Origin of the sequence: Spirosoma luteum DSM 19990 (genome assembly GCF_000374065.1) — a bacterium.
GTDB lineage: Bacteria > Bacteroidota > Bacteroidia > Cytophagales > Spirosomataceae > Spirosoma > Spirosoma luteum.
Genome location: NZ_KB893251.1, coordinates 126,756 through 151,445, shown reverse-complemented (window position 1 = coordinate 151,445; position 24,690 = coordinate 126,756). Strand labels below are relative to the sequence as shown.

Annotated in this window: 15 protein-coding genes; 5 read left to right on the top strand and 10 right to left on the bottom strand. The window is 52.5% G+C overall.

What is annotated here, in order from left to right; genetic code table 11:
• From B156_RS29020 to B156_RS0110190, 5 genes are all read right to left on the bottom strand, one after another.
• On the bottom strand, positions 1–6,187 hold a 6,187-nt coding region (locus tag B156_RS29020), incomplete at its 3' end, for a putative Ig domain-containing protein (RefSeq protein WP_018619594.1).
• Between the two features lie 690 nt (positions 6,188–6,877).
• Entirely contained in the window at positions 6,878–8,161 is a 1,284-nt protein-coding gene (locus B156_RS0110205; protein WP_018619593.1) for an acetyl-CoA hydrolase/transferase family protein, read from the bottom strand.
• Positions 8,162–8,227: 66 nt separating this feature from the next.
• Positions 8,228–9,610, bottom strand: a complete 1,383-nt coding sequence (locus B156_RS0110200) for a GH1 family beta-glucosidase (RefSeq protein ID WP_018619592.1) — start codon at positions 9,608–9,610, stop codon at positions 8,228–8,230.
• A gap of 114 nt (positions 9,611–9,724) precedes the next feature.
• Complete coding sequence (locus tag B156_RS0110195; protein WP_018619591.1) at positions 9,725–10,147, bottom strand: hypothetical protein; 423 nt, start codon at positions 10,145–10,147, stop codon at positions 9,725–9,727.
• Positions 10,148–10,264: 117 nt separating this feature from the next.
• Positions 10,265–11,281 carry a bile acid:sodium symporter family protein gene (locus B156_RS0110190; RefSeq protein ID WP_018619590.1) on the bottom strand — a complete coding sequence of 339 codons (1,017 nt, stop codon included), beginning with the start codon at positions 11,279–11,281 and terminating at the stop codon, positions 10,265–10,267.
• Positions 11,282–11,478: 197 nt separating this feature from the next.
• Between B156_RS0110190 and B156_RS0110185 the strand changes: the two genes are divergently transcribed.
• Positions 11,479–12,432, top strand: coding sequence for a carbon-nitrogen hydrolase family protein (locus B156_RS0110185; protein ID WP_018619589.1), 954 nt, complete (start codon positions 11,479–11,481; stop codon positions 12,430–12,432).
• A gap of 326 nt (positions 12,433–12,758) precedes the next feature.
• Complete coding sequence (locus tag B156_RS0110180) at positions 12,759–14,309, top strand: DUF4394 domain-containing protein (protein ID WP_026260737.1); 1,551 nt, start codon at positions 12,759–12,761, stop codon at positions 14,307–14,309.
• A gap of 92 nt (positions 14,310–14,401) precedes the next feature.
• Here the strand turns inward: B156_RS0110180 and B156_RS0110175 are convergent, their stop codons facing one another.
• The gene (locus tag B156_RS0110175) at positions 14,402–17,047 is read right to left on the bottom strand and encodes a DUF7133 domain-containing protein (RefSeq protein WP_018619587.1); all 2,646 of its coding nucleotides are present in this window, start codon (positions 17,045–17,047) and stop codon (positions 14,402–14,404) included.
• A 153-nt stretch (positions 17,048–17,200) separates the two neighbouring features.
• Positions 17,201–17,386, bottom strand: coding sequence for a hypothetical protein (locus tag B156_RS0110170; RefSeq protein WP_018619586.1), 186 nt, complete (start codon positions 17,384–17,386; stop codon positions 17,201–17,203).
• A 196-nt stretch (positions 17,387–17,582) separates the two neighbouring features.
• On the opposite strand from B156_RS0110170, the gene B156_RS0110165 reads away from it, so the two are divergent.
• The 3 genes from B156_RS0110165 to B156_RS0110155 all read left to right on the top strand — a co-directional run bounded on the left by B156_RS0110165 (position 17,583) and on the right by B156_RS0110155 (position 21,808).
• Positions 17,583–18,191: a gluconate 2-dehydrogenase subunit 3 family protein gene (locus tag B156_RS0110165; RefSeq protein WP_018619585.1), complete on the top strand. Its 609-nt coding sequence runs from the start codon at positions 17,583–17,585 to the stop codon at positions 18,189–18,191.
• Positions 18,192–18,279: 88 nt separating this feature from the next.
• On the top strand, positions 18,280–19,998 hold the full coding sequence (locus B156_RS0110160) for a GMC oxidoreductase (protein WP_018619584.1): 1,719 nt from the start codon (positions 18,280–18,282) through the stop codon (positions 19,996–19,998).
• A 52-nt stretch (positions 19,999–20,050) separates the two neighbouring features.
• On the top strand, positions 20,051–21,808 hold the full coding sequence (locus B156_RS0110155) for an arylsulfatase (RefSeq protein ID WP_018619583.1): 1,758 nt from the start codon (positions 20,051–20,053) through the stop codon (positions 21,806–21,808).
• A 178-nt stretch (positions 21,809–21,986) separates the two neighbouring features.
• Here B156_RS0110155 and B156_RS0110150 read toward each other — a convergent pair whose 3' ends face one another.
• The 3 genes from B156_RS0110150 to B156_RS0110140 all read right to left on the bottom strand — a co-directional run bounded on the left by B156_RS0110150 (position 21,987) and on the right by B156_RS0110140 (position 24,682).
• The gene (locus B156_RS0110150; RefSeq protein WP_018619582.1) at positions 21,987–23,195 is read right to left on the bottom strand and encodes a glycosyltransferase family 4 protein; all 1,209 of its coding nucleotides are present in this window, start codon (positions 23,193–23,195) and stop codon (positions 21,987–21,989) included.
• Positions 23,196–23,354: 159 nt separating this feature from the next.
• Positions 23,355–24,122, bottom strand: coding sequence for a glycosyltransferase family 2 protein (locus B156_RS0110145; RefSeq protein WP_018619581.1), 768 nt, complete (start codon positions 24,120–24,122; stop codon positions 23,355–23,357).
• The gene (locus B156_RS0110140) at positions 24,119–24,682 is read right to left on the bottom strand and encodes a WcaF family extracellular polysaccharide biosynthesis acetyltransferase (RefSeq protein WP_018619580.1); all 564 of its coding nucleotides are present in this window, start codon (positions 24,680–24,682) and stop codon (positions 24,119–24,121) included. Before B156_RS0110140 ends, B156_RS0110145 begins: the two co-directional genes overlap by 4 nt.
• Positions 24,683–24,690: the final 8 nt, after the last annotated feature.

Here is a 24,690-nt window from a genome sequence, read left to right as displayed (position 1 = left end):
TTCCGCCCGATACCGTGGCCGACAAAGTCGTCGTACCCGAAGTCAGAATCATGTTCGGACTGGCCGTGACCGTCAGGGCCAGCGGAGTAATCACAATCGGAGCCGGACTCACCGTGATGGTAAAGCTGGTGCTGGCCGACAGGCTCCCCGGATCGGTGGCCGTTACGGTTACCGTCGAGACACCCGACATCGAAGGCGTACCCGAAATGACGCGGGTATTGGCATCAAAACTCAGCCCGTTGGCGGGGTTGATGCTGGCCGTGTAGGTCAGGCCGTTGGGCGTCTCGGCATCGGTGAAGGCGTTGACCGTGTAGGAGAAGGCCTGCCCAACGGTGGCCGTCTGGTTAGCATTGCTGGTAGCCACCGGAGGGGTGTTGGCCTGGGTCACCGTTACGCTCACCGTTCCACTGATGGTTTGGGCGGTGGGCGAGGTGGCATCGCTGGCGACGACGGTGAATGTCTGCACCCCGGCGGGGATGTTAGACACCGTAGCCGTGTTGCTGCCAGACGACTGGTTGATAGTACCTGGCCCGCTAAAGGTGTAGCTGTAAGGAGTGTTACCACCCGTTACTACCGCCGATAAGGTGGTTGTACCCGTGGTCAGAATCATGTTTGGAGTGGCTGTGAAGGCCAGGCTCAGTGTGCTGGTGCACGAACCCGGTATAGGCTGGAAACCTGGGGTTCCTGCTTCGTTATCTGTACCCGTGCTCAGGTAAGGCGAGTAGGTCACCGACCCCGAGAACAGAGAGGCTGCCTGGGCATCGACATTGGTAGTTCCATACCAGTTGCAGGTGGCATTGATGGTTGGAGTCTCCTGGTTGTCGATGGCCTTACTGCTGTTATTGCTCAGGCTGTTGTTGTGAATTTCAATGCCTGTATTACCCCCAAGCCCGAACCCATCATCGGCAATCCGAACGCCCACCCCGTTGTTATCCAGGAAGTTATTACTTACCATGATAGCGGTGTTGGCACCGGCAAATTTGAGGGCGGTGGCGCCTGGCTGGGTGATGGTGTTCTGGGAAAACGTTCCCCCGCTCACCGCCACGCAGTACACCATCGAGTTGTTAGCGTTATTATCGTGGATGTAGTTTTTAATGAAACTCAGGTTCTGGTGGGTGTTACTGGCCGAGGCTCCAAAAACCACCGCCGAGTTGGTGGTGTGGTTCTTGAACTCATTGTCTTCAACTGAGAGACCATTAGTGGGTACATCGGTGTAAATGCCACTACCCCCGGCCGCACCCGCCCGGTTGTTGCCATCGAAGAGGTTGTGTTTGATGGCTGCGTTGGCGGTCGGTTCTACTACACCAATCACGTTATCAGTGAAGATGTTGTTGATAATCTGCACGCCGGTTTGTGGACCGTTGAAAGCCACAGCCGCCCCATAGGTACCTTGTCCGGCGACGAATTTGAATCCGTCGACGACCACATTGTTGGCCGAGACTACCAGTCCGGTGCGGGTACCCCCCCCATCGATAATCGACTCGGAGGAGCGGGCACCCAGGCCGGTAACGCCCGTGTTGGCACCCCGAATGGTGAGCGATTTAGGTACCGTCACGGCTTCGGGATACGTGCCAGCCGCTGCCGAGAGTACATCCCCGGCATTGGCCGCGTCAACAGCCGACTGAATGGTGGGGAAATCTGTGTTCTGAGTGAGGTTACGAACCGGGAAATAATACAGAATCCGCCCGACGTTAGCATCGTCATTTTTGTCGAAAAGCTGCCCGTCCAGCGTCATTCTTTCCGCGCTGGTCAGGGCAGAAGGTAGCTTCGCCCCTGAACCCACATCGAACTTGTTATTGGCTGCATTCAGGTCGGGCGTCCAGTAATTCATGGTCGTCGATGGCGCCCCCGATACGGTGTAGTCGCCAAAGGGCGATACAAACCCTGAACTTGGTCCCGTACTATTGTCCAGCCGCAGGAAAGTGCCGATACCCGCGTTGAAGGTATTTTCGGTACCCGCCGTGCCCAGCACATAAGCCCCGATGCTAGGGCTTGCCCCATCCTGACGGTGGTTGAAGAAGGCAATGCCCGTGCCACCCGCAGCTCCCGAGCCGTTGAAGACGTTGCCCGTCAGCGTGGCCCCCACCAGTACCGGGGGAACCGACGCACTGGGTGTTGTAGCCAGCAGTTTGGTGTTGAAGGAGATGCTGCGGTAATCGGTCGAGTTGGACAGGGGGGTGAAGGTGTTGCCCGACAAGGTGACCGTGTTGAAGTTTTCCACGCTCATGGCCCACCGATAGTTGGTAAAGCTGTTGCTGGCGATGCTGACGGTCGTACCGGCCGTGTTGTTCTGGATACGCATCAGCGCACCCGTACCCAACTGCCCGGTTGCGGGCTGCACCGTTGCCCCGGTCAGGGTGTTGTTGGCAATGGTAATCAGCCCGGCACCCGAATTGGGTTCGGCAAACTGGATACCCCCCCCCAGACTGGTGTTGTTCTGGATGGTTACCGGACCCTGGTTGGAGAACCGGACATTCACATCGTGATTTATAGATGTAAACGTGTTGCCATCACCCGGGGTACTGCCTCCAATAGTACCTCCGGAGAGGTCCATCTGCACGGCGGCCCGGAAGGAGTTCACTATGCCACCTGCACTGATGTTGACCGTGTTGCCTTTTACCACTACCCCGGTAAAGCCATCGCCGTCCTGGGCATAACCCGGGATGCCCGAAATGTTCGGATTGATACCAATGGCATTTCGGCGTCCGTAAGACCCGGCTGGAGTACCGGTTGGGGTGATCGTATTACCAATGATTTGCAGATTCGTGCGGTTATCTCCGGTCGTGTGAATGGCTGAATGCGTTTTACTCAAATCGACGGTGAAGCCTAGATTCTGGATCGTAACGTCAGAAGCGGCCACCGTAAACAGAGAGGCTAAAGTAGAGCCTGGCACCGTTCCGGTAAACGTTACATTGCTACTGGCACCGGTCCCCTGAATGGTGAGCGCTTTGTTAACCGTTACCAGTTCGTCGTACGTACCAGCGCTAACCGATAACGAGTTACCCGCCGTAGCTGCATCCACGGCCGACTGAATGGTACAGAAGACGCTGCCGGTTGTCAGGTTTTTTACCAGTTCGGGTTTGCCCGCTCCTGGTCCGGCATTTCTGGTGTCGGTGGTGTTACCCGAGAAGTTGTTGCCCGATACGGTATTGCCACAGGCTACCGTTGCGTTACCCCGTCCGAAGTAGCCGGGTGACTGACCAGCCGCCTGATCGCCATCGCCCGAATTATTCATCACATAATTGGCGTTGGTATGACCTCCTCCCTGCTGCTGAATCCCGATGTTATTGTTATTGAGAGTGTTGCCCGTAACCGTGTGGTTTGTCCCTTCAATCACAATGCCAAAGCCTTCGCTTTCGGTTGGGGCCGATACCTGATTCAGGTGCTGGTAGCCACTCACGTTGTTGTTGCGAACAACAACGCCTGTTGGTACATCCGGGTATCCTTCGCTGTTATTGACCAGAAACGCCCGACGATACACCGAAATGCCGGCATGATCGCGATTGTTCATGCCCGCCGTGGCTGCAAACGAAACGGTGTTGTTCTCAATGACGATACTTCCATCGCCCGAGGTGAAACCGGTGCCATTGGGGTTTTTGATTTCGATGCCAAAACGTCCGTTATTATTCAGGACGTTGTTCGCAATCAGGGTTGGACCGGCCCCCGCTTTCAGCCCCACAACGCCGATACCGTTATCGGCGTTGTTAAAGACCGTATTGCCCGTTATTGTTACGCCCGAAGCCGTACCATCCTGAAGTTCGATGCCACAGCAGTTATTGTTAGAAACAATATTGTTGCTGATGACAATGTTCTGCTTGAAGCCGTTCCAGATAACAATGCCTCTGGCTCCACCCGTATGTCCCGAGAAGGTCGAATTAGTTATGGTTACACCCTGCACCGGACCATTGGCATAAAATCCGGCCCCGCCAACGTTGCTCAGCGACTGGACGTTATCGACCAGCAGGTTGCTATTGCTTAATGTGCCAAAAATACCGGCGTTCGAATTGGGACTCGTTCCGGCAAAATTCTGAACCGTCAGGTTTTTGATGGTTACGTTTGTAACCCCGCTGTTGAGTGCAATTCCACTACCCGTACCGGAAAGTCCGGTACCGTCGATGATCGTGTTGGTCTTGCTGGCTCCGGTCAGACTCAGTGGTTTGTCGATAGTGACCCGCTCATTGAAGGTAAATTCCGCTAGTTCAATGACATCGTTTGCGTTAGCGGCATCAATAGCTGGCTGGATGGCATTGAAATATGTATTCTGCGTTAGGTTATGAACCGGATTGAAATACGTAATTAACCCCAACTGAGCATCATCGGGTTTGTGGAAGAGTTTGGTTTCCAGCGTTGCCCGCTCGGCGGCCGTTAAAGCACTGGCCAGTTTTAGACCGTTACCCGCGTCGAATTTATTGTTTGCTGCGTTGAGATTCGTTGCCCAAGGAGCCACTGGTGTGGCATTGGGGTTGGCCGTTCCGGTCGCATTGTCCAGGTAAATGAAGGTTCCCAGTCCACTGGTAAAGTTATTCTCATTCCCCGGTGTGCCCAGGGTAAACGTGCCGAAAACCGGACTGTCGTTGTCCTGATTGTAGAACCCTAACCCTATGCCACCCGTTGCGCCCGACCCATTAAACGTATTCCGGGTCAGCGTCAGTGAAACCATGGGGGTGAATGCTCCGCTCGACGAACTGCCTTCCTTCGTATTCTCGACAATATGGCGATAGGTGGTCGAGTTGGCCGCTGGTGTAAAGGTGTTATTATCGACGGTTACAGCCTGATAATTTTCCAGGCTGATACCCAGATTATGGCCTGTGAACGTGTTATTCGCTACCGTCGTCGGGATGGAACTGGTGTTATTCTTCAAGCGTAGGGACGAGGTGAATGGACTGCCAAACGTGCCATTGAATGTATTGCCCGTAATCATCAGGCTAAGGGCCCCGGCGTTAAATTCAGCCAGTTCGAGACCAAAACCATTGAAGTTATTATTGGTGATTGAAACGGCTCCGTTCAAGGCGAACCGCACCAGAATATCGGCACTGGTAGCCTGTATCGTATTACCCGTAAAGGACCCCCCGCCTTCATCGGTGGCTACACCTGCCCGGAAGCCTGCATCATCGGAGGCATCAGCCGGAGTCGCGTTATTGTTATACGAAACCGAGTTGCCCTGAATCAGAAGACCGGAGGAATTGGAACTATTGAACCGGTAACTGGTTGGCCCACCGTAGTTGATGCTGATGGCATTTCGGTTGCCGAAGCTACTGGTAATAGCCCCAGACCGGTAAGGATTAATCGTATTATTGACCACTGCCAGATTACTGATGTTGGCAGCACTGGCCAGAACGGCACTGTTTAATTTGGTCAGGTCTACCTCAAAATCGAGATTTTCGATACGGACGTTTGCCGTGGTAATGTCAAAAATGGTAGGATGGCCATTGGACAGCGCCGGAGTTCCGGTAAAATTGAGGATAGGCTTGGTAGCGCCGACCCCAATGATGGTGAGTGACTTACCAATGGATACCTGTTCATTGTAGTTGCCCGAGCCCACGTTGATTGTATGACCGCTGAGGGTTGCCGGAGCATCCACTGCTGCCTGTATGGTACAGAAGGTAGCTCCAGTATTCGTGTTGGTTACGGTCTGCGCGCAGGGGGGCATTCCGACAGGTGTCAGCGAAAAATCATCGATAGCCAGACCATCGTTAGCGCCAGTGGCTGCGAAATCCGTATAGCGAATCCAGAAAGTAGCTCCTGGTAGTATAGATAAACCAGATATGGTACTTGTTTTTACAATACGATTGGCAGTGATATTTCCATCTAGCGGGCCAACAGTTCCTGTTGTGACGGGGGCCACAAAATCGAGCGCATCGACATCCGTATAGGTGCCGGATGTAAGACTTGTTGCTGTTGTACTATATTGGAAATCTAACCGATCTTCCCGGCTCAGGGCACCCAGGCGCCACTGTTCTCCCGTGTACGTTATGCTCAGTGATGTAATTGTGGTGCTGGTATTATTAACAAATGAGGCCCCAATTGTTGGTACTAAATTACTACTTCGCAGACCTCCAAATGCGCGATCAGTGGTAGATGTGGCTCCGGCTCCAAAACTGTAGGTATCGGCTGTATTGCTGCTACCTGTACCGGCTGTATACGTTGTGTTCGCGTTAGTACCTGTTTCGACAAGAGCAAAGCCCATTGGCAATGTGCTCGAGGTGCCTGTATTAACTAGTGTGTTGAAATCCTGTGAATAAGGAGAATTGATTGTCGCAAGGGGTACTTGTGCCCAAACGGCTGAGGTAATCGTACTTAAAAGAAAACTGATGACTATCAGCCACCTGCTGTAGAAGAAGTGTTTCATAAAAGTGGAATCATTAAGTTGGAAAAATGGGTAATAAGTTAACTGAATCGCAAAAAGGGTTAATAAAAAATAAGCGGTAAGATGAATACGGAAAGTATCCTGCTAATAAGACTGAAGAATAGGATGATGCGAGGGAGACTCTGTACGTCGCAGCAACGGACAGACCAGTGTGTTAAGTAGGACGACTAATACGCGGTGCCTGAACTACCGGGCGTCATCATACGCGAAGAAAAAGGAGATGACAATAAGCTGTTGTTGTCGGAAGAAGAAGTGTTGCATATAAATGTGGATATTAAGTTAATGATATAGATTTTTAGTAAACTTTTAAATGGGATGGGTGACATATGGAGGGACGAAGTAAGAGATTTTCATTTATTGATTGTACTTTTTTATGGATATTTATTGATGATTTTAGAGTCAATTTATCTAACGGTAGTAAATGATAAAAACATCGTCATAAAACAGACTACTCCAACCTGTACAGGTTGGAGTAGTCTGTTTTATGACAATAAGCCGGTTTTGATACTTTTACACCGTACCAAACCGGGCAAAGGCCTGGCGTTCCAGTTCTTCCTGATGATCGGGATGAGCGATATTGATGAGAGCGCGGGCGCGTTGCCGCAGGTTTTGCCCATAGAGGTCGGCGATGCCGTATTCCGTCACGATGTAGTGAACGTGGGCGCGGGTAGTGGTTACGCCTGCGCCTTCTTTCAGAAACGGCACAATTTTGCTCAGCCCTTTGCTGGTAACGGAGGGCAGCGCAATAATAGGTTTCCCTCCTTCAGATAGTGTAGCCCCGCGTACGAAATCCATTTGCCCGCCCACGCCGGAGTACTGATACGTGCCAATGGTATCGGCGCATACCTGCCCGGTGAGGTCAATCTCGATGGCGGAGTTGATGGCCGTTACTTTCGGGTTTCGGCGGATAATGGCCGTGTCGTTCGTGTAGCTGGCCTGCTTCATGGCTACGCCGGGGTTGTCGTCGATGAAATCATACACCCGCTGACTGCCCATGACAAAGGCCGACACGATGCGGTAGGGCAGCACCGTTTTGTGCTCGCCTGTGATAACGCCCCGCTCTACCAAGTCAATAACTCCGTCGGAAAACATTTCGGTATGGATCCCCAACCCTTTGTGATGAATCAGTTCGGCCAGCGTGGCGTTGGGAATGCCGCCGATACCGAGTTGCAGGGTGGCCCCATCTTCGACCAGACTGGCTACGTACTGGCCAATTTTGCGATCTTCGGCACTGATGTCGCCGGGCAGCACTTCGTACATGGGTTCGTCCACCTCAATGGCTGCGTGGAGCATAGAAACCGGAATGAGGCCGTCACCGTGGGTGCGGGGTACGCGCGGGTTTATCTGGGCAATCACGTACTTGGCCGACCGGATAGCCGCCAGTGAAACATCCACCGATGGCCCCAGTGAGCAATACCCGTGCGCATCCGGGGGCGACACCTGAATCAGGGCCACGTCGATGGGCAAGACCTTCCGGCTGAACAGTAGCGGCACCTCACTCAGGAAAACCGGGACGTAATCGCCGATGCCCTGGTTGAGTTGTTTCCGCATATTGGCGCCAATGAAAAATGAATTGGGCCGAAACGACTTCTGGTATTTTTTCTCCAGATAGGGCAGGGGACCTTCAGTATGAATGTGGCAAACTTCTACATCGGTTAGTTCACCGGCCCGCGCCACCATTGCGTTGATGAGGGTGTGCGGTGTCTGGGCCACGCTGTGAATAAACACGCGGTTGCCCGACTGAATGGCCGAAACGGCCTGTTCGGGTGTTGTTATTGGGAGTACGTTGATCATTGACATTGGTCATTAGTTGCTGGTCACTGGTTGCGGGCTTTAATAGCTATAACCAATGATGAATGACTAACTACCAGTATCCGTCAACAGTTTTTGAAACCACCGGCCCGATGCTTTCACGATGCGCTGCTGCGTACGGAAATTGACGTACACCAGGCCGAAACGGGGGCGGTACCCTTCAGCCCACTCGAAGTTGTCGAGGAAGGTCCAGGCAAAATAACCAGCAACGGGCATTCCCTCCTGTTTCGCTTTCAGTACGTTTCTCAGGTAATTCTGGTGGTAGTCTGTCCGGGCGGTATCCTGAACTTTCCCCTGTTCAACGGAATCATAAAAAGCCGCTCCGCTTTCGGTGATGTATATTTTTTTGACCCCATCGTACTGCCCGAACTGGTTGATAATCCGGTACATACTTTCGGGGTACACCTCCCAGCCCATTTCCGTTATGGTCTCCACATTTCGCCGGAGGGGCGACACGTCTTTGGCCCAGATGTAGGGCATGAAATATGATTGCTCCACCACCGCCCGGAAGTAGTGCTGCAACCCGATGAAGTCGAAGTTAAAAGCTAGGCGTTCCATATCGCCCGGTTTGGCTACTTTTTTAGCGATACCGTTCAGGAAAGGGAGTTTATCGGCAGGGTAGCCCATACCCAGTGTTGGTTCGATAAAGAGCCGGTTCAGCAGGGCATCCACCCGCTGGGAAGCAGCCTCGTCGCCGGGCGTGAACGGGTCGATGGGGGAGCAGGAGAAGGTTGTGCCCACCTGCGCATCCGGCACGTTTTGCCGCACCACGCGCCCGCCTTCGGCCTGTGCCAGGGCCGTATGGTGAATAACGGGCAGCAGGTTCCGAAAACTCCGCCTGCCGGGGGCGTGCTGACCCGTAAAATAGCCTAATACAGATAATGCCAGCGGTTCGTTCAGAATAATCCAGTGCTTTACCTTGTGGCCGAAGGCTTTGGTGCAGACATCCGCAAAATCGGCAAACCAGTCCACAATCTGCCGGTTGGGCCAGCCGCCTTTGTTTTCCAGTACCTGCGGTAAATCCCAGTGGTACAGTGTAATCCAGGGAGTGATGCCCAGCGCCAGGCAATGGTCGATTAGCCGATCATAAAAAGCGAGTCCGGCTTCGTTAATGCGGCCGTGGTGTTTCGGGCCAACGCCATCAGGCAGTATCCGCGACCAGGACAGCGAAAACCGAAAGGCATCGAAACCCAGTTCTTTGTGGAGCCGCAAATCTGATTCGTAGCGGTCATAAAATTCGCACGCTACATCCGCCGTTTCGCCGGTCTTTATTTTCCCTTTCTGCCTGCTGAATGTGTCCCAAATGCAGGGCGTACGCCCATCGCGGTCAACGGCCCCTTCAATCTGGTAAGCAGCGGTGGCCGTTCCCCACACAAAGTCGGGGCCAAAGGCATGGCGATTGAAAACGGATGATTCAGACTGGTTCAGCAACTCAGTGTCGGCATATAATCAGCAAAAGTATTGCTCAGTAGTATAAAGAGAGGCTCCGACACGATAATTTAACATACCGTACCGGAGCCTGCTCCTGCCTACTTGTTCGTCAGTTCATCCCCGTCTGTTGCTGCCACCGTACGGAATGGGCTGGTTCCGGTTATACCGGCTGTTGGGCTGGACCTGCTGGGCGGCAAATAAACGATCCCGCTGGGCGGAGGTCAGGACGGCCAGGATATCCTGCCGTTTGCGCAGCTGGAGCTGCCGGTAGCCATCGGGTGTCGGCCGGGAGGTCGCCATCAGATGATCGTAATTATTTTCAATCTTGCGGACCTGCTTCTCCTGGCGCCGGGACAGACCAACCAGCGCATCCAGCCGGTCAATTTTCAGCTCATCCTGATACTGGTCGTTATTGTAACGGGGTGCCTGACCCTGACGGGCGCGATTGTCGACAGGCCTTGGGTATGCGCTCTGGGCAAACGTTACGCCGGTGGCTAATGAGAACAGGGTAAGGGCAGTGATGATTGTCTTTTTCATGGTCAGTACTTTTTTTAAGGTTTACTGATTGTTAGAAGCTACCCTGCCCTCTGCGTTTAATTTACCTTTAGGGTAATGTGGATGAATGCCCTTTTCTGTGGGTCAGAACCGGCAAAATCAGGGTTGAATGACGTCTGTTTTTGCTGGCTGCTGCCGGGCCATACGCTGCGCCAGGATGCTGGCCATAATCAACTGCAACGCGTGGTAGACCATGATAGGAAGTAAAACAACACCGCCCAAACTGCCCGGGAATAACACCGTAGCCATAACCGTACCCTGAATCAGCGATTTCTTGGAACCGCAAAACAGGGCCGTAATACGATCCTCCCGATTGAAATGCAGCCACCGGCTAATGAGATTGACTAGGCCGAAAACCAGAAAAAACAGTCCCAGCATGAGGGCTGCCAGCCACAGCAGGTCTCCCGCCGAAATGGCTTCGAACGAATGATGGGCAAATGATTCACAAAAGGCGGTGTACACAATGAGCAGAATAACTACCTGATCAAAATAGCGCAGGTATGGCTTTAGCCAGGCGGCCAGTCGTACCAGGGGCCGATTCAGTAAAAGGCCCAGCACCACTGGTAGAATAACCTGAATGGTCAGCTTGCCAACAATGTTCCCCACGTCGAAATGCCCCTGCGTAGTGGCCAGCAGAAAACTCATCCAAAGGGGCGTAATGAATACGCCAATCAGGCTGGAGATACTGGCATTGAAGATAGCCGCCGGTATGTTGCCCCCCGCAATGGATACCATCACCACCGCCGACGAAACCGTGGAAGGCAGGGCTGCCACGTAGAAAATACCCAGCCAAAGCAACGCCGTTTCGGGGGTGAGCAATAGGGAGCGAAGGGGCAGTATAATTGCCGGGAACACAATAAACGTGGTGAGGTGAATGAGCAGGTGAAGCCGGTAGTTTCGAAGCCCCTCTCGTAGCTGACCGAAGTTCAGTTTCAGGCCGTAGAAGAAAAAAATCAGCGATACCCCGTACGTAGCCAGCGACGACAGGGAGAACAGGCCCTGCTGAATGCCGGGCTGGGGCCAGAGTTTAGCCAGACCAATCATACTCAACAGGGCGATGATGAACCAGTCGAGACCGGCACGGGCAAGCAGGGAGCGGAATGATGGGTTGGGCATAAAGCGGGAAGGGTTACGAATACACGCTATCGATCAGACAAACCTAAGCAGGGAACGCTTTATGACCATAAACATCTTTACTAAACAGAATCAGCCGAGCCAGGAAAGCAATCACGTAGTATCACTGATTGCGTTGGTAAGGGTGGTGGTTTCCGATTTTTTGCTAACAAACTTTCGTCTGCAACGTCCTGAACCGTATGGCCGATACGCTGAACATTGCCCTGGCGCAACTGGCGCCCGTCTGGCTAAATAAAAAAGCCACCCTTCGTAAAATGGAAGAGGCCATCCGCGAGGCCGCCAGCCAAAAAGCGAACCTGGTTTGCTTCGGCGAAACCCTGTTGCCGGGCTACCCGTTCTGGCTGGAACTTACCGATGGTGCCCGCTTCAACGCTCCGGTGCAGAAGGCTATTTTTGCTCACTACCTGCGCGAAGCCGTTACCATCGACGCGGGTGATCTGGACACCATCTGCCAGTTGGCAAGCGAATTCCGGATGGCTGTCTACACCGGTTGTGCCGAACGCGCTACCGATCGGGGAGGCCATAGTATTTATTGCAGTCTGGTCTATATCAGTGAGGAAGGCATTGTGCAATCAGTCCATCGAAAGCTGATGCCTACCTACGAAGAACGGCTGGTGTGGAGCATTGGCGATGGTCACGGGTTACAGGTTCATCCGCTCGGAGCCTTCACGGTGGGCGGACTGAACTGCTGGGAGAACTGGATGCCCCTGGCCCGAACGGCCCTCTACGCGCAGGGAGAGAACCTCCACGTGGCCGTGTGGCCCGGCAACCTCCGTAACACCGTTGACCTGACGAGACATATTGCCCAGGAAAACCGGATGTACGTCGCGTCTGTGTCGGGGTTGATGAGAAAATCGGATATTTCAACCAATGTGCCCCATCATGCGTTGATCCGGCAAGCGGCTCCCCCTTTTTTGAGTAACGGAGGCTCCTGCCTGGCAGCACCCGACGGAAGTTGGGTAATTGAGCCGTTGGTAGACCGGGAGGCCGTCGTTACCGCTACCATCGACCTGAATACCGTGCGGAAAGAACGTCAGAATTTTGATCCCTCCGGCCACTACGCCCGACCGGACGTGTTTGAACTGACCATTAATCCCCAGCGGCAAAAGCTGGTCCGCTTCAAGGGCCTCTGATTGGGAAGCCAGGCACTATTTAGCGACCTCAAAGGGGGTAGAGCACACTGAAATGTTTTCAGAAACGGTGTTGAGCCATTTTCCTGCCTACGATTACGTCCGCTCTACTCCCTATCCACAGAGACCATTACCCAACTAAATAAAAACGATGCGTGCAGGTGACTATCGACTGGTTACTCTTAGTTTAAACAGGGTTAAAATAAAAGTTTTAACCTTTTTTTAATTGAATTAAATCGCTGGGAATCTCTTTAACGTAGTTAGTATAAATCGTTCATTTTAGTGTTTCTGCCCTATTTTTTTATTTTTCACTCTTCCTGATGATGCTTATGTTTTACAGAAAAAGTACTCGCTTTATTACAGGTCTGCTGGCACTCGGTTTACTGGTTACACTGGATGCCTGTCAGGACAAACAGCAGCTGGAACCAACTGCACAAAAAGGTGGTGCCCGGTTGGCATCGAACTTCATGTTCTACGTGTTGAATGACAATAACCAGTTGATGAAGCTGAACACGCAGAGTCCCTCTACCAGCCTGGGAATGGTGACGGTAACGGGCCTGATGACCAACGAACGGCTGATCGGCATCGACTTCCGTCCGGCCACGGGTCAACTCTACGCCGTTAGTAACGGAAGCCGCATATACAGTATCAATGTAGTGAGCGGATTGGCTACTGCGCTGGGAACAACCCCGTTCACACCGGCTATTATGGGTAGCGACGTTGGTTTCGACTTCAACCCAACTGTTGACCGGATTCGTCTGGTAAGCAGCAGCGGTCAGGACTTACGCCTGAATCCTGAAACAGGTGCCGTTGCGGCTATTGATGGAACCATCAATGGTGTAGCAAACGTGGCTATTTCGGGTGTTGCTTATACGAATAATCGCTCAGGTGTTACCACCACTACCCTGTACGACATCGACCCGATTACGGATAAGTTGTATCGCCAGAACCCTCCTAATAATGGTACGCTGGAAGAGGTAGGACCACTGGGTGTGGATATTGCAGGTCTAACTAATTTCGACATTGCGCCCGATGGTAGTGCCATTGCAACGATGATCAGCGGAGGTGTACAGTCCTTGTACGAAATCAACCTGTCCACGGGTCAGGCTTTGATGCTGGGCAATCTGCCCGCTTCGGCGAGCATTGTCGGGTTGGCTATCCCTTCAGAAGCTGTTGCTTACCTTGTTGACGGGACTAACACACTGCACTACATCAATCCGATGACGGGTGTTACCAACACAACCAAACCCCTGACGGGGCTGCAACCGGGCGAAACCTTATTTGGTATCGATATGCGTCCGGCCACGGGTCAGTTGTTTGCCATTGGCTCTACCGGTCGTATTTATGCCATCAACATGGGTAATGGGGCTGTCACAGCCATAGGTGATCCAATTTCACCCGCTTTGGAAGGTACTGACGTCGGTTTCGATTTCAACCCAACTGTCGACCGGATTCGTATCGTGACTAACGCTGGTCAGGATCTACGTTACAACCCGAACAACAATGCGGTAATCGTTGATGGCCGAATAAATTCGAGTAACCCGGTAGTGGTAACAGCTGTTGCGTATACAAACAGCTTTGCTGGTGCAACCACCACAACGCTGTACGATATTGATACCCGCACCAGTGGTATGCTGTTTAGACAGATGCCACCAAATGATGGTACGCTGGTTCCGGTTGGTCCATTGAACGTATCCGTCGAAGGGGGTAACGGATTTGATATCGGCGGTATGTCGGGCATTGGTTACGCTATGATGCGGGCCGACAAAGTAGACCGTCTCTACACGATTAACCTGATGACCGGTCTGGCTACGGAAGTGGCTCCGCTGGCTGGCAACCCATCTTCGATTCGTGGGTTTACGGTTGGTCTGGGTTTCTAGGACTGATTTAACGTATTGCCAAGCGGCCCGCCCTGTTCAGAACAGGGCGGGCCGCTTGATTTTTGACCACCTTGGCCGGATAAATTCCGGCTTTATTTCTTCTGGTTGGAAAGGAACGTGAGCAGGGACGCAAACTCTTCGTAAGACAGCGCATTTACCAGACCCGTTGGCATCATGGAAGTGTCCATTTCTTTCCGCGACAAAATGTCGGATGCTTTTACGGTGTATACTTGCCCGGTTACGTCGCGCATCACCACTTTGTTAGCCGTTTCTTCCGTTACGAAACCGGTATAGTTCTTATTCCCTTTTGCCGTAATCATGACTGTACTAAATCCCTGAGAGATGGAAGCATTGGGTTTCAGAATCGATTCGGCAATCTGCTCCCGGTTCATAATCGAGCCGATTTGACCCATAAATGGGCCTTTCATGGTTTCACTACGGCTCAGGCTGTGGCAGGCAACGCACCCCTGTTGCGTAAACAGCCCTTTCCCAATCTGGGCATCTCCCTTTATTTTGTCCATGGCCAGCATAACATCTTCAATGGATGCCTCGCCAACCTGCCCCTTTTTGTTTCGAATTTTGTCCAGGTCCACTTTAGGCTCTTCTTTCGCCACCACTACTGAGTCCTGACCAAATTCGGCGATTTCCATCCGGTGCCGACTGTTTAAATCGGTAAATAATTTCTTGTCCGGTGAGTTAGTCCATTCACCCACCAGAAAGTCCCGGATGCCGGGTGACGATTCCCACGCAATGGCTTTGTAATATGGTCCGTGCGTATCGGGCCGGGTGCTCCACCACCAGGAACCGTCATAGTCCGCTTCCTTTTTATACAGCCGGGACAGCGTAGTGATGAGTTGGTTTTTGAGAGCCGCATCATTCGTTTTTTTATAAGCGGCCATCAATCCATTCACCGCCTTGGGGTCGTGCATATAGCGCAGCGCCCAGAGTGCCAGCGTGCTGTTGGGCGTGCCAATGGCCTGCACACAGGCATCCACCGCGTTGAGCGCTACCAGTGCCCGCATGGCCAGGTGCGCCGGAATAATGGCAGCGTTGGGCGTGGCGTGTGGTCCTTCGGTGCCGGGAGCCGGAGCCACGAATGAAGCGGGTACCTTTACCTGCAACAGGGCCGGGATAGCCTCCGGGCGACCCAGGCGACCAAGTCCGATGATGGCCGCCGTTTGTACCCGAACCGATGGGTCGTTGAGTCCCTGCATGAATGGTTCGATAGGCACTTGAGCGAGTAGTGGTTTCCGGTCGGCCAGGGCGCGGAGGGCGTACTCCCGCATGGCGGGTTCCGTACTTAGTTTGACGAGGTCGGCAATACCATCCGCCCCGGCAGCCTGGGCATAGGTGTACATTCCGGCCACCCGGCTGGCTGCGGGTAGTTTCGTATCAGCCGCGATTTTCCAGGCCAGTTTTGCCGTTTCCTTCGCGGGGCGGGTCAGCATTTCCTGCTGGGCGGCCAACCGGGCGGCTCCACTGCCCGAGTTCAGCAAATTGGCCAGTTTCTTGCCGGTCAGTTTTTTGAGGTTAGGAAAAGGTTTGTACGACCAGTTTTTCGGTACCATTCGCACCACAAACCCTTTGCCGGGATTGCCGGAATACCCCGCCCCGTCCCAGGCCGACAGATACGCTCGACCCGACGCGTCGATATCCACGTCGGTTATTTGTGCCAGCTTTACGAATTCCTCTTCTTTCTGGGTGAAGCTGGGGCCATCCGGCGTGACCCGGTGAATGTAAAGTTGATTCCGCCCCCAGTCGGCCATCATGGGCACGTTGTTGTATTTAGCAGGCCAGGTATCATCATCCAGAAACAGCGACCCCGTTCCCGAACCACCCCCTACATCAACCAGTGCCGGAATAATTTCATCGGTAAAGTGCTTGAACAGGACGGGGTATCCGTACTCCCCCGATTGAATCTGGTTGCTGAAGCGGATGTTCCAGCCCCCACCGTCGTTGGTATTACCCCGCGCAAACATATTCATAAAGGGGTCAATCGCTACGTCATAAATGTTGCGCATGCCGTGGGTATACACTTCCATGCCGGTCCCATCGGGGCGAACCCGCACCACGCCACCGCCCAGCATCGTTAGTTTTTTGCCAGACCGATCAACGGCATCGTGAAAGCCGAAATCACCCACGGCGATGTAAATCCAGCCGTCGATACCCATCCGGATACCATTGGTAGCGTGGTCCGTTCCCCGGCTTTTCAGAAAGGTAGGGTTGCTAATGTGTTCGATGAGGGGCCGGGAGGGTCCATCGGCCACGCCGTCTCCGTTTTTATCGGAGAAAACCACAAGGTCCATCCCCGTTGCCAGCCCCGATTCTTTCGAGAACATGGTGTGCAGGACAAAAAGCTGGTCGCCCACCGGTAAAATACCGCGCGGATTATCGACCGTGGCGAATTCCGTGTGCGAGTCTACTTTTCCGTCGTTGTTGGAATCAATCAGTTTAATGATGCTGCCATTGCCCGGTTTTTTGCCTAGGGAACCCATCTTATCCACGCCCACATATACGGCTCCACCGGGATCCACGCCCAGGCAGGCAGGACTGGGGACCAGGTCAGCACTGGCAAAGTTGGTGATGGAAAAATCGGCTGGCCAGTTACTGGCGTTACGCAGCGAATCGGCCCGGTTCAGCACGGTGTAGCTGACGGCTTTTTTCACGCTGTTTTGTTCTGTGCTGCCCCCGATGCCGAGCAGTAGAACGAGTAGAAGGGAGAAATGAAATTTTAACATGTTGATTGGTAGACTAAAGCGTTGGTCTCAGGGCGTCTAATGCCGTACGACACTCTGTAAAGAAAGTATGTCTATGGCGTTCAATACCCATGCTACAGCGGAAAATGACGAATGGTTTTTTGCGAACCCATAATCAGATCATACCCTTACCAATTAACAGGCATTGTGTGGGCTGAGCGAGTAGGGGATGGTGGCAGAATACGTATATTTTACCTTCGTAAAATTATACGGAATGAAGGGCAAAACCGTGGCTACTTCCCACGTGTACGACAAGTCAGGTACTCCTGCCAGTTGCAGAATGGACTCGACCAGCCCACCATGAAACAGACCCAGCAGCAACTGTAAGCGCGCTGCTGACGATATAATGCCACACCACCTACGATAAATTTCCGGCTGGCAGCGTCTATATGGACAGGTAACACTACCCCTGGGCGGCTCAGGATTCGCGGAACAACCCGTACTACCGGTAAATTAGCTGTTACCTGGGCTTTAACTACTTATACGCTCCCGTGAAGGGGAGGAAAAACGATTACATATGATGAATCGCCGGAATGCTATAACCCAACTTTCGCTCCTGCTGGGCGGTACACTGTCATTGCCTACGGTACAGGCAATGAGCCGACTGGAGAAACGGGATGCCACCCCCGAAAACAGCCGCTTCTTACTCACGAATGAGCAACGGTCGCTCTTAAGCGAGGTGGCCGAACACATCATCCCCAAAACCGATACCCCGGGGGCCATTGAAGCGGGGGTGCCAGCCTTTGTTGAAATGATGCTGCGCGACTGCTACAAAGAAGCCGAACAGCAGAGTTTTATGGAGGGCGTAGCGCAGTTGCAACAGCAGAACTTCCTGAGCAAAGGCGAGGCCGAAAAGGTAGAAATGCTCAAAAAACTCGAAGCCGACACCAAAGAGCAGATGAAAGCCTATCAGGTGAAGCAGACCAAAATGGGCGACAACGAGGATAAGGAAGTGATAAAATCCCAACTCAAAGGACTACCCTTCTGGCGACTGATGAAAGAACTGACACTATTAGGCTATTTCACTTCTGAGCAGGGGCTGAACGCCAACTTCGAGTATGTGCCTGTGCCCGGTAAGTTCGAACTGATTAAACTAAAACCCGGTCAGAAACTGTACGCGTATTGATAGTTAAATTGGTTAGTTGGTTGTTTGACGTTTCAGCCCGCAATCGTACCAACTACGAACAACAAACGTCAGACATCGAACCATTTGTATGAACCTCAATATAACAACCGATAAAACGCATCGCTACGATGCCATTGTAGTTGGCTCCGGTATGACCGGCGGGATAGCTGCCAAAGAACTCACCGAAAAAGGCCTGAATGTGCTCATGATTGAGCGGGGCCGGGAGGTAAAGCACATTGAAGATTATGATACGGCCACTAAAGCTCCCTGGGAAATTGAACACCGCGACCATATAACCGTCCATTCGGCCGAGGAACGCTGGGCTAACCGACGGTTTGGTACATTAGCTAGTGACGCCACGGTCGGGTTTATGACCAACGATGCGCAGAATCCGTATGAAGAAAAAAGGCCCTTCGACTGGATTCGGGCGTACCATACGGGTGGTAAATCCATGCACTGGGGACGGCAGACGTACCGCTGGAACCGGGCAGATTTTGAAGCTAATGCCAAAGACGGTTACGGCGTCGACTGGCCTATCCGTTATGAGGAGCTGGTGCCCTGGTACACGCGCATGGAGAAGTTTGTGGGTATCAGCGGAAAGGCCGAAAACCTGGCTGTGCTACCCGACAGCACGTTTTTGCCCGCCATGCCCATGACCCCGCCCGAACAGCACTTTCGGGATATGATCGATAAGAAGCTAAACCGCCCCGTCACCATTGGCCGGGTGGCTAACCTGTCTAAAGCGCAGCCCTGGCATACGGCGCTGGGCCGGGCTTCCTGTCAATACCGGAACAAGTGCGTTCGGGGCTGCCCCTACGGTGCTTATTACAGTTCGCTGGCGGGGGCTATTCCGGTCGCAAAAAACACCAAACGGCTGGATATTCTGCACGATAGTATTGTGGCCGAGGTGATGTATGACGAAAAAACAAAACGGGCCAAAGGCGTTCGGGTTATAAACCAGCACACCAATGCCGTCACGGAGTATTTTGCCCGGATTATTTTTCTGAATGCGGGCAGTATGAACACGGCAGCTTTGCTGCTTAACTCCACCTCCAGCCGTTTCCCCAACGGCCTGGGTAACGAAAGCGACCAGGTTGGGCGTAACATTATGGATCACCACCTCGGGGTGGGAGCCAACGCCACCGTTGACGGGTTCGAGGACGACTATATGTTTGGGCAGCGGCCCAATGCGCTCTACATTCCCCGTTTCCGCAACTGGGGTAACGATAAGCAAACTACCTATCTGCGCGGCTTTGGCTACCAGGGCGGGGCCAACCGCAGTGACTGGAAACGGGGTACTGCTCAGGATGGCTTCGGGGCATCGTTCAAGCAGGAAATGACCCAGCCAGGCAAATGGAGCATTGGCTTCGGCGGCTTTGGCGAAGTACTGCCCAACCCTGATAACCGGATGACCCTTAGCCCCACAAAAAAAGATAAATGGGGCATTCCCCTCATTGTATTCGATGCCGCTTTTGGTGAGAACGAGGTTGCCATGCGGAAAGACATGATGAACTCCGCAATGGAGATGCTCGATGCCGCCGGATTTAAAAACATAATTGGTAACAACCGCCAGGATGTTCACCTCGGTTTGGGCATTCATGACATGGGAACCGCCCGCATGGGTAAAGACCCCAAAACGTCGGTACTGAACAAGTTTAATCAGGTGCACGACTGCAAAAACGTGTTCGTTACGGACGGAGCGGCTATGGCTTCTTCATCCTGCGTGAACCCCTCGCTTACCTACATGGCACTTACGGCTCGTGCGGCTCATCACGCTGTAGACCAGCTGAATAAAAAAGTACTGTAACTGACTATTTTTCTGACAATCTGCCGGGGTAAAACAATAAGTAAACGAAGGGATGCAAAAACTCCTGTGGCTCTTTTTGCTGCTGCCGCTTCTGGGTACCCGGTTGGGACAGGCCCAGTCCAGGCCTAATGTAGTACTGATACTGGCCGACGATATGGGTTGGGGTGATATGAGCAGTCATAAAAATCCGGTTATCGAAACACCGGTACTGGACCGGCTGGCCTCACAGGGTGCCCGATTTGAGCGGTTTTACGTCAGTCCCCTCTGCGCCCCCACGCGGGCCAGTCTGCTGACCGGTCGCTACCACTTACGTACGGGTGTAGCCTCGGTTACGAGTGGGCTGGAAACCATGCGAAGCAGTGAAGTGACACTAGCGGAGGTTTTCAAAACGGCTGGGTATGCGACGGGCGCGTTTGGGAAATGGCACAACGGGGCGCACTATCCCGAAAACCCACAGGGGCAGGGCTTTCAGGAATTCCTGGGTTTCTGCGGGGGACACTGGACGAATTACTTTAGTACGACGCTCCAGCAAAACGGCCATCCGGTAAAAACTAACGGGTACATAACCGATGTGCTGACGGATGCCGCCCTCGGCTTTATCGAGCGAAACAAAACGAAGCCGTTTCTCTGCTACGTACCCTACAATGCCCCACACAGCCCGTATCAGGTGCCAGATGCGTACTTCAATAAGTATAAAGCCAAAGGAGTGGCCGACCGGGAAGCCGCAGTGTATGGCATGGTCGATAATATGGACGAAAATATCGGGCGGATTCTGCAAAAACTCGACGAACTGGCACTCAGTGACAATACCATCGTTATTTTCCTGAGCGACAACGGACCCAACACCGTTCGCTACAATGGCGATATGAAAGGCATCAAAGCCTCGGTAGATGAAGGAGGGAGCCGGGTGCCTTTCTTTATTCGCTGGCCCGGAAAAATCAGGGCGAATACCCGGATTGAACCCATCGCTGCCCATATAGACCTGCTGCCCACACTGGTTGAACTGGCCGGGATTGCCCGTCCCGATACGGCACGCCTGGATGGGAAAAGTATGGTACCACTTCTTAACGGGAAAACGGCGAGCTGGCCGGAACGCACGCTCTTTACCCACGTATTGAAAACTGATTCTACCTATGTTATTAACCTCTATCCGGGTGCTTCCCGTACAACCCGGTACCGATTTGTGCGGGGTAAAGAAGCGGACGAGTTGTACGATATGCTGGCCGACCCCGGCCAGAAACAGAACATCGTTGCGCAGAANCCAGCCGTTACCGCCGAATTCCGAAAGCAATACGATGCTTGGTTTGCCGATGTTACCCAAAAAGGTATTCACCCTGAAATAACGCAGGTGGGTTTCGCGCAGTCGCCGGTAACCGAACTGTTTGCACCTGATGCGACCAAAACGGGTGCCGTGCATTATTTTGCCAGGAACGGCTACGTACACGACTGGTTTACGGGCTGGCAGCAACCCGCCGATGGGGCAATCTGGACAATCAACGTCGTTGAACCGGGCGACTATCGGGTAGCACTGACCTACAACTGCTCCGACGGATTTACGGGCCAGCCTATACAGGTGCGGATTGGGGCGCAAACGCTGGAGAAACCCATTGCAAACGCGTTTGTGGGTAACCTGTACCCCAGCCCCGACCGCGTGACGCGAATTGAAGCGTATGAAAAAGACTGGGCAACGGTGCCGATGGGGCAGGTGACTCTACCCAAAGGTCAGCAAAAAGTCCAGGTACGGGTTAACGGAAAGGCTCCGGTCCCGTTTGAGTTGAAATCTGTGCTGATCGAGAAGCTGGCTCGCTAGCTGTGCCGTCATCCTCAGGCTTGCCCATTCACTCCCAATTAATCTATCGTAGGCAGAAAGTTCAGGCCTGTTATTACCATGAAGTGGGGCAGGCTACCAACTTGAAGTCCGTATAACAGGATACAGAAAAGGCCACTCGAGCTATCCGAGTGGCCTTTTCTTTTGTATGTGCCGGCAATTAGAGATAGTCGACAATGCGCTTGCCCGTGATGCCATTCTGTAACTCACGACGTAAAATGGCCCGCCGACGGAGTGGAGTCTCTGATACGTATTTTGCCCGCATTTTCAGGGTAAAGCTAACGAACATATAAACGCCGAAAAGACATCCCAGAATTATCAATGACAGTGTGTTTGAAATGTTGCGGTGTAAGAGCAGAAACATAACCGTGTTGAGCAGCGATACCCCGCAAAGCACAATGGTTGCGTTTATGTGCGAAAGCCCATTGTCCAGCAAAATGTGGTGCATGTGGTTCCGGTCGGCAGAGAAGGGGGAGCGACCGGCCAGAATGCGAACCAGGAATACCCGTAAGGTATCGAAGATGGGAACGATCAGGATGACAATGGCAATGATGGGAGCATTGAAAAATGCAGTAGGCTCGTAGCGGTAAGAGGCATTCAGGCTCACAAACCGCACGGCAAAGAAAGCCAGCATGAAGCCTATAATCAGAGAACCCGTGTTGCCCATGAAAATCTTGCTGGTCTTGGAGAAGTTGAACCGCAAAAATCCCAGCAATCCACCCGCCAGCGTAAAAGCCAGACAGGCCATGGTAAAGTGGTTGGTCAACAAAAACCAGCTACCAAAGGTGCCGCTGGCAATGGTAGCGATTCCCCCCGCCAGGCCGTCAATGCCATCAATAAGATTAATGGCGTTCGTTAGAGTGATGAAAATAAAACAGGTCAGTATAATGCCCACGACCTCATCGATGTGGTGGAAACCGAGGATACCATACAGGTAATCGACCCTCAGCTCACCAAACAGGATCAGAATCATGGCAGCCAGCACCTGAAAAGACAGCTTTTTGGCGGGGTCTATACCCACCAGATCGTCTTTAATACCAATGAAGAACAGAATGGTCATACCCACAATCGAAAGATTGGTTCGGTAGATCTCCGTCTGGTCGATACTAGGCCACAAAAAATAGGCAATCAGGATAGCTGCGTAAATGGCAATGCCGCCAAAGGTTGGAGTAGGCGTTGAGTGCGACCGGCGTTCGCCGGGTTTCTCCATAAGTGATTTTAATTCAGAAATCTTGATGATGACCGGTATGGAAACTATGGCAACGAAGCAGGCAACCAAAAAGGAAAGAATACACTGGTAAAGGCCGAGTGTAAATACTTCGTCGCTGAATTTGTGTAGTAGGTAGGCTATAAACAAGCTTATGTTCATACAGGAGAAGGTTTAGATACTGTTACTTAAGGAAAAGTTGTCGAGTAACGCCACCTGATTTGAAACGAAAGTAACCTGTTTCACTCGCTAAAGAGTGTAAAAATCAGGGTTTTATTTAGTTATGCAAAAAAAACTGAGGGAGCGGTTTTTTAAATTAAATTAATAAAGTGCTTCGGGTGGTTTGCTGATATATTGTTTTAGCTTGCGTAATGGTTTCAGCCAAAAGGTGAAAAAATAGGGTTTCAAGTCATTCAATTGCCAGGCTATCTGGTCTTCCCGGTTAGCGCGAAGGCGATTTTTTACGCTACTGTTGCTAACCCCGCCCGCCCGCATCACAATGGTCACTTCATCCATGTAAGCCAGACTGGCTTTATTCTTGTGGATGAATCGCAGCATTAATTCGTAGTCGGCAGCACTCTTCATGTCGAGTCGGAAAGTACCGTATTTTTCGTACAGCCATCGCCTGGCGAAGAAAGAAAGGTGCCCTGGCATCCAGCCCCACAAAAAGGCATTGTCGTGGTACCAGCCCGACCGCCAGTAACGTTTCAGTTTCTTCGGGTCGTTACGGTCTACGTAAAGCATATCGCCATAAACAGCGTCGCTACCCGTTCGCTCGAACGTAGCCACCATATTTTCAATGACGCGGTTGTGCCGATAAAAATCATCGGCGTTTAGCAAACCGATTACCTCACCAGTAGCCAGACGAATACCTTTGTTCATTGCATCATATAAACCTTTGTCCGGTTCTGAGATGAAATGGGCAATTTTCGTGCCGTAAGCCTGTACGATTTCTACCGTTCCATCGGTCGATTTTCCGTCAATAATAATGTACTCGATGTCAGGATACGTTTGGTTCAGGATCGACTCAATGCAGTCCTTAATAAAAGAGGCTCCGTTATAAACAACCGTTATGATAGATACTTTCACGCGCTGATGGTTCGTTTACGGACGAAAACGGCCGGATTGCCCTGATAAATGCCGTACGCTTCCATCGGGCGGGTGGCTACTGAATTGACGGCCAGCACGGAATGTGACGCGCACTGAACGCCCCCGCAAACCACTGATTTTGCCCCGATCCAAACACCATCGGCCAGGTGAATGGGGCGGGTTACCAGATCGAATGTGGCGCGACGATAGTCATGGTTACCCGTTAGCAACATCGCTCCCTGCGACAGGCAGGCGTTGTCGCCGATAACAATCTCACTCAGGTTATCAATCCAGACCTTTTCACCAATCCAGACGTAATTTCCCACCTGAAGTAACCAAGGATACTTGATATTGACGGCTGGCTTAATCATGACACCCGTCCCAATTTTAGCTCCAAATAACCGCAGAATGGCTATCCGGAGGCTGGCGGGCAGGGGTAAGTAGGTATTCACCAGAAACGCGTTGACTAAAAACCACGCAACTAACCGCCAGCGCGGTCCGTGATTGTACCAGCTGTTGTTAAAACGGGACAAATCCGTTTTGCCGTTGAGGGGTTCCATCGTCGGGT

Bases quoted from the DNA above. Each gene is read 5' to 3' on its own strand.
- B156_RS0110205 (WP_018619593.1), bottom strand. From the start codon at position 8,161: ATGATCAACGTACTCCCAATAACAACACCCGAACAGGCCGTTTCGGCC.
- B156_RS0110195 (WP_018619591.1), bottom strand. From the start codon at position 10,147: ATGAAAAAGACAATCATCACTGCCCTTACCCTGTTCTCATTAGCCACC.
- B156_RS0110190 (WP_018619590.1), bottom strand. From the start codon at position 11,281: ATGCCCAACCCATCATTCCGCTCCCTGCTTGCCCGTGCCGGTCTCGAC.
- B156_RS0110185 (WP_018619589.1), top strand. From the start codon at position 11,479: ATGGCCGATACGCTGAACATTGCCCTGGCGCAACTGGCGCCCGTCTGG.
- B156_RS0110180 (WP_026260737.1), top strand. From the start codon at position 12,759: ATGTTTTACAGAAAAAGTACTCGCTTTATTACAGGTCTGCTGGCACTC.
- B156_RS0110175 (WP_018619587.1), bottom strand. From the start codon at position 17,047: ATGTTAAAATTTCATTTCTCCCTTCTACTCGTTCTACTGCTCGGCATC.
- B156_RS0110165 (WP_018619585.1), top strand. From the start codon at position 17,583: ATGATGAATCGCCGGAATGCTATAACCCAACTTTCGCTCCTGCTGGGC.
- B156_RS0110160 (WP_018619584.1), top strand. From the start codon at position 18,280: ATGAACCTCAATATAACAACCGATAAAACGCATCGCTACGATGCCATT.
- B156_RS0110150 (WP_018619582.1), bottom strand. From the start codon at position 23,195: ATGAACATAAGCTTGTTTATAGCCTACCTACTACACAAATTCAGCGAC.
- B156_RS0110140 (WP_018619580.1), bottom strand. From the start codon at position 24,682: ATGGAACCCCTCAACGGCAAAACGGATTTGTCCCGTTTTAACAACAGC.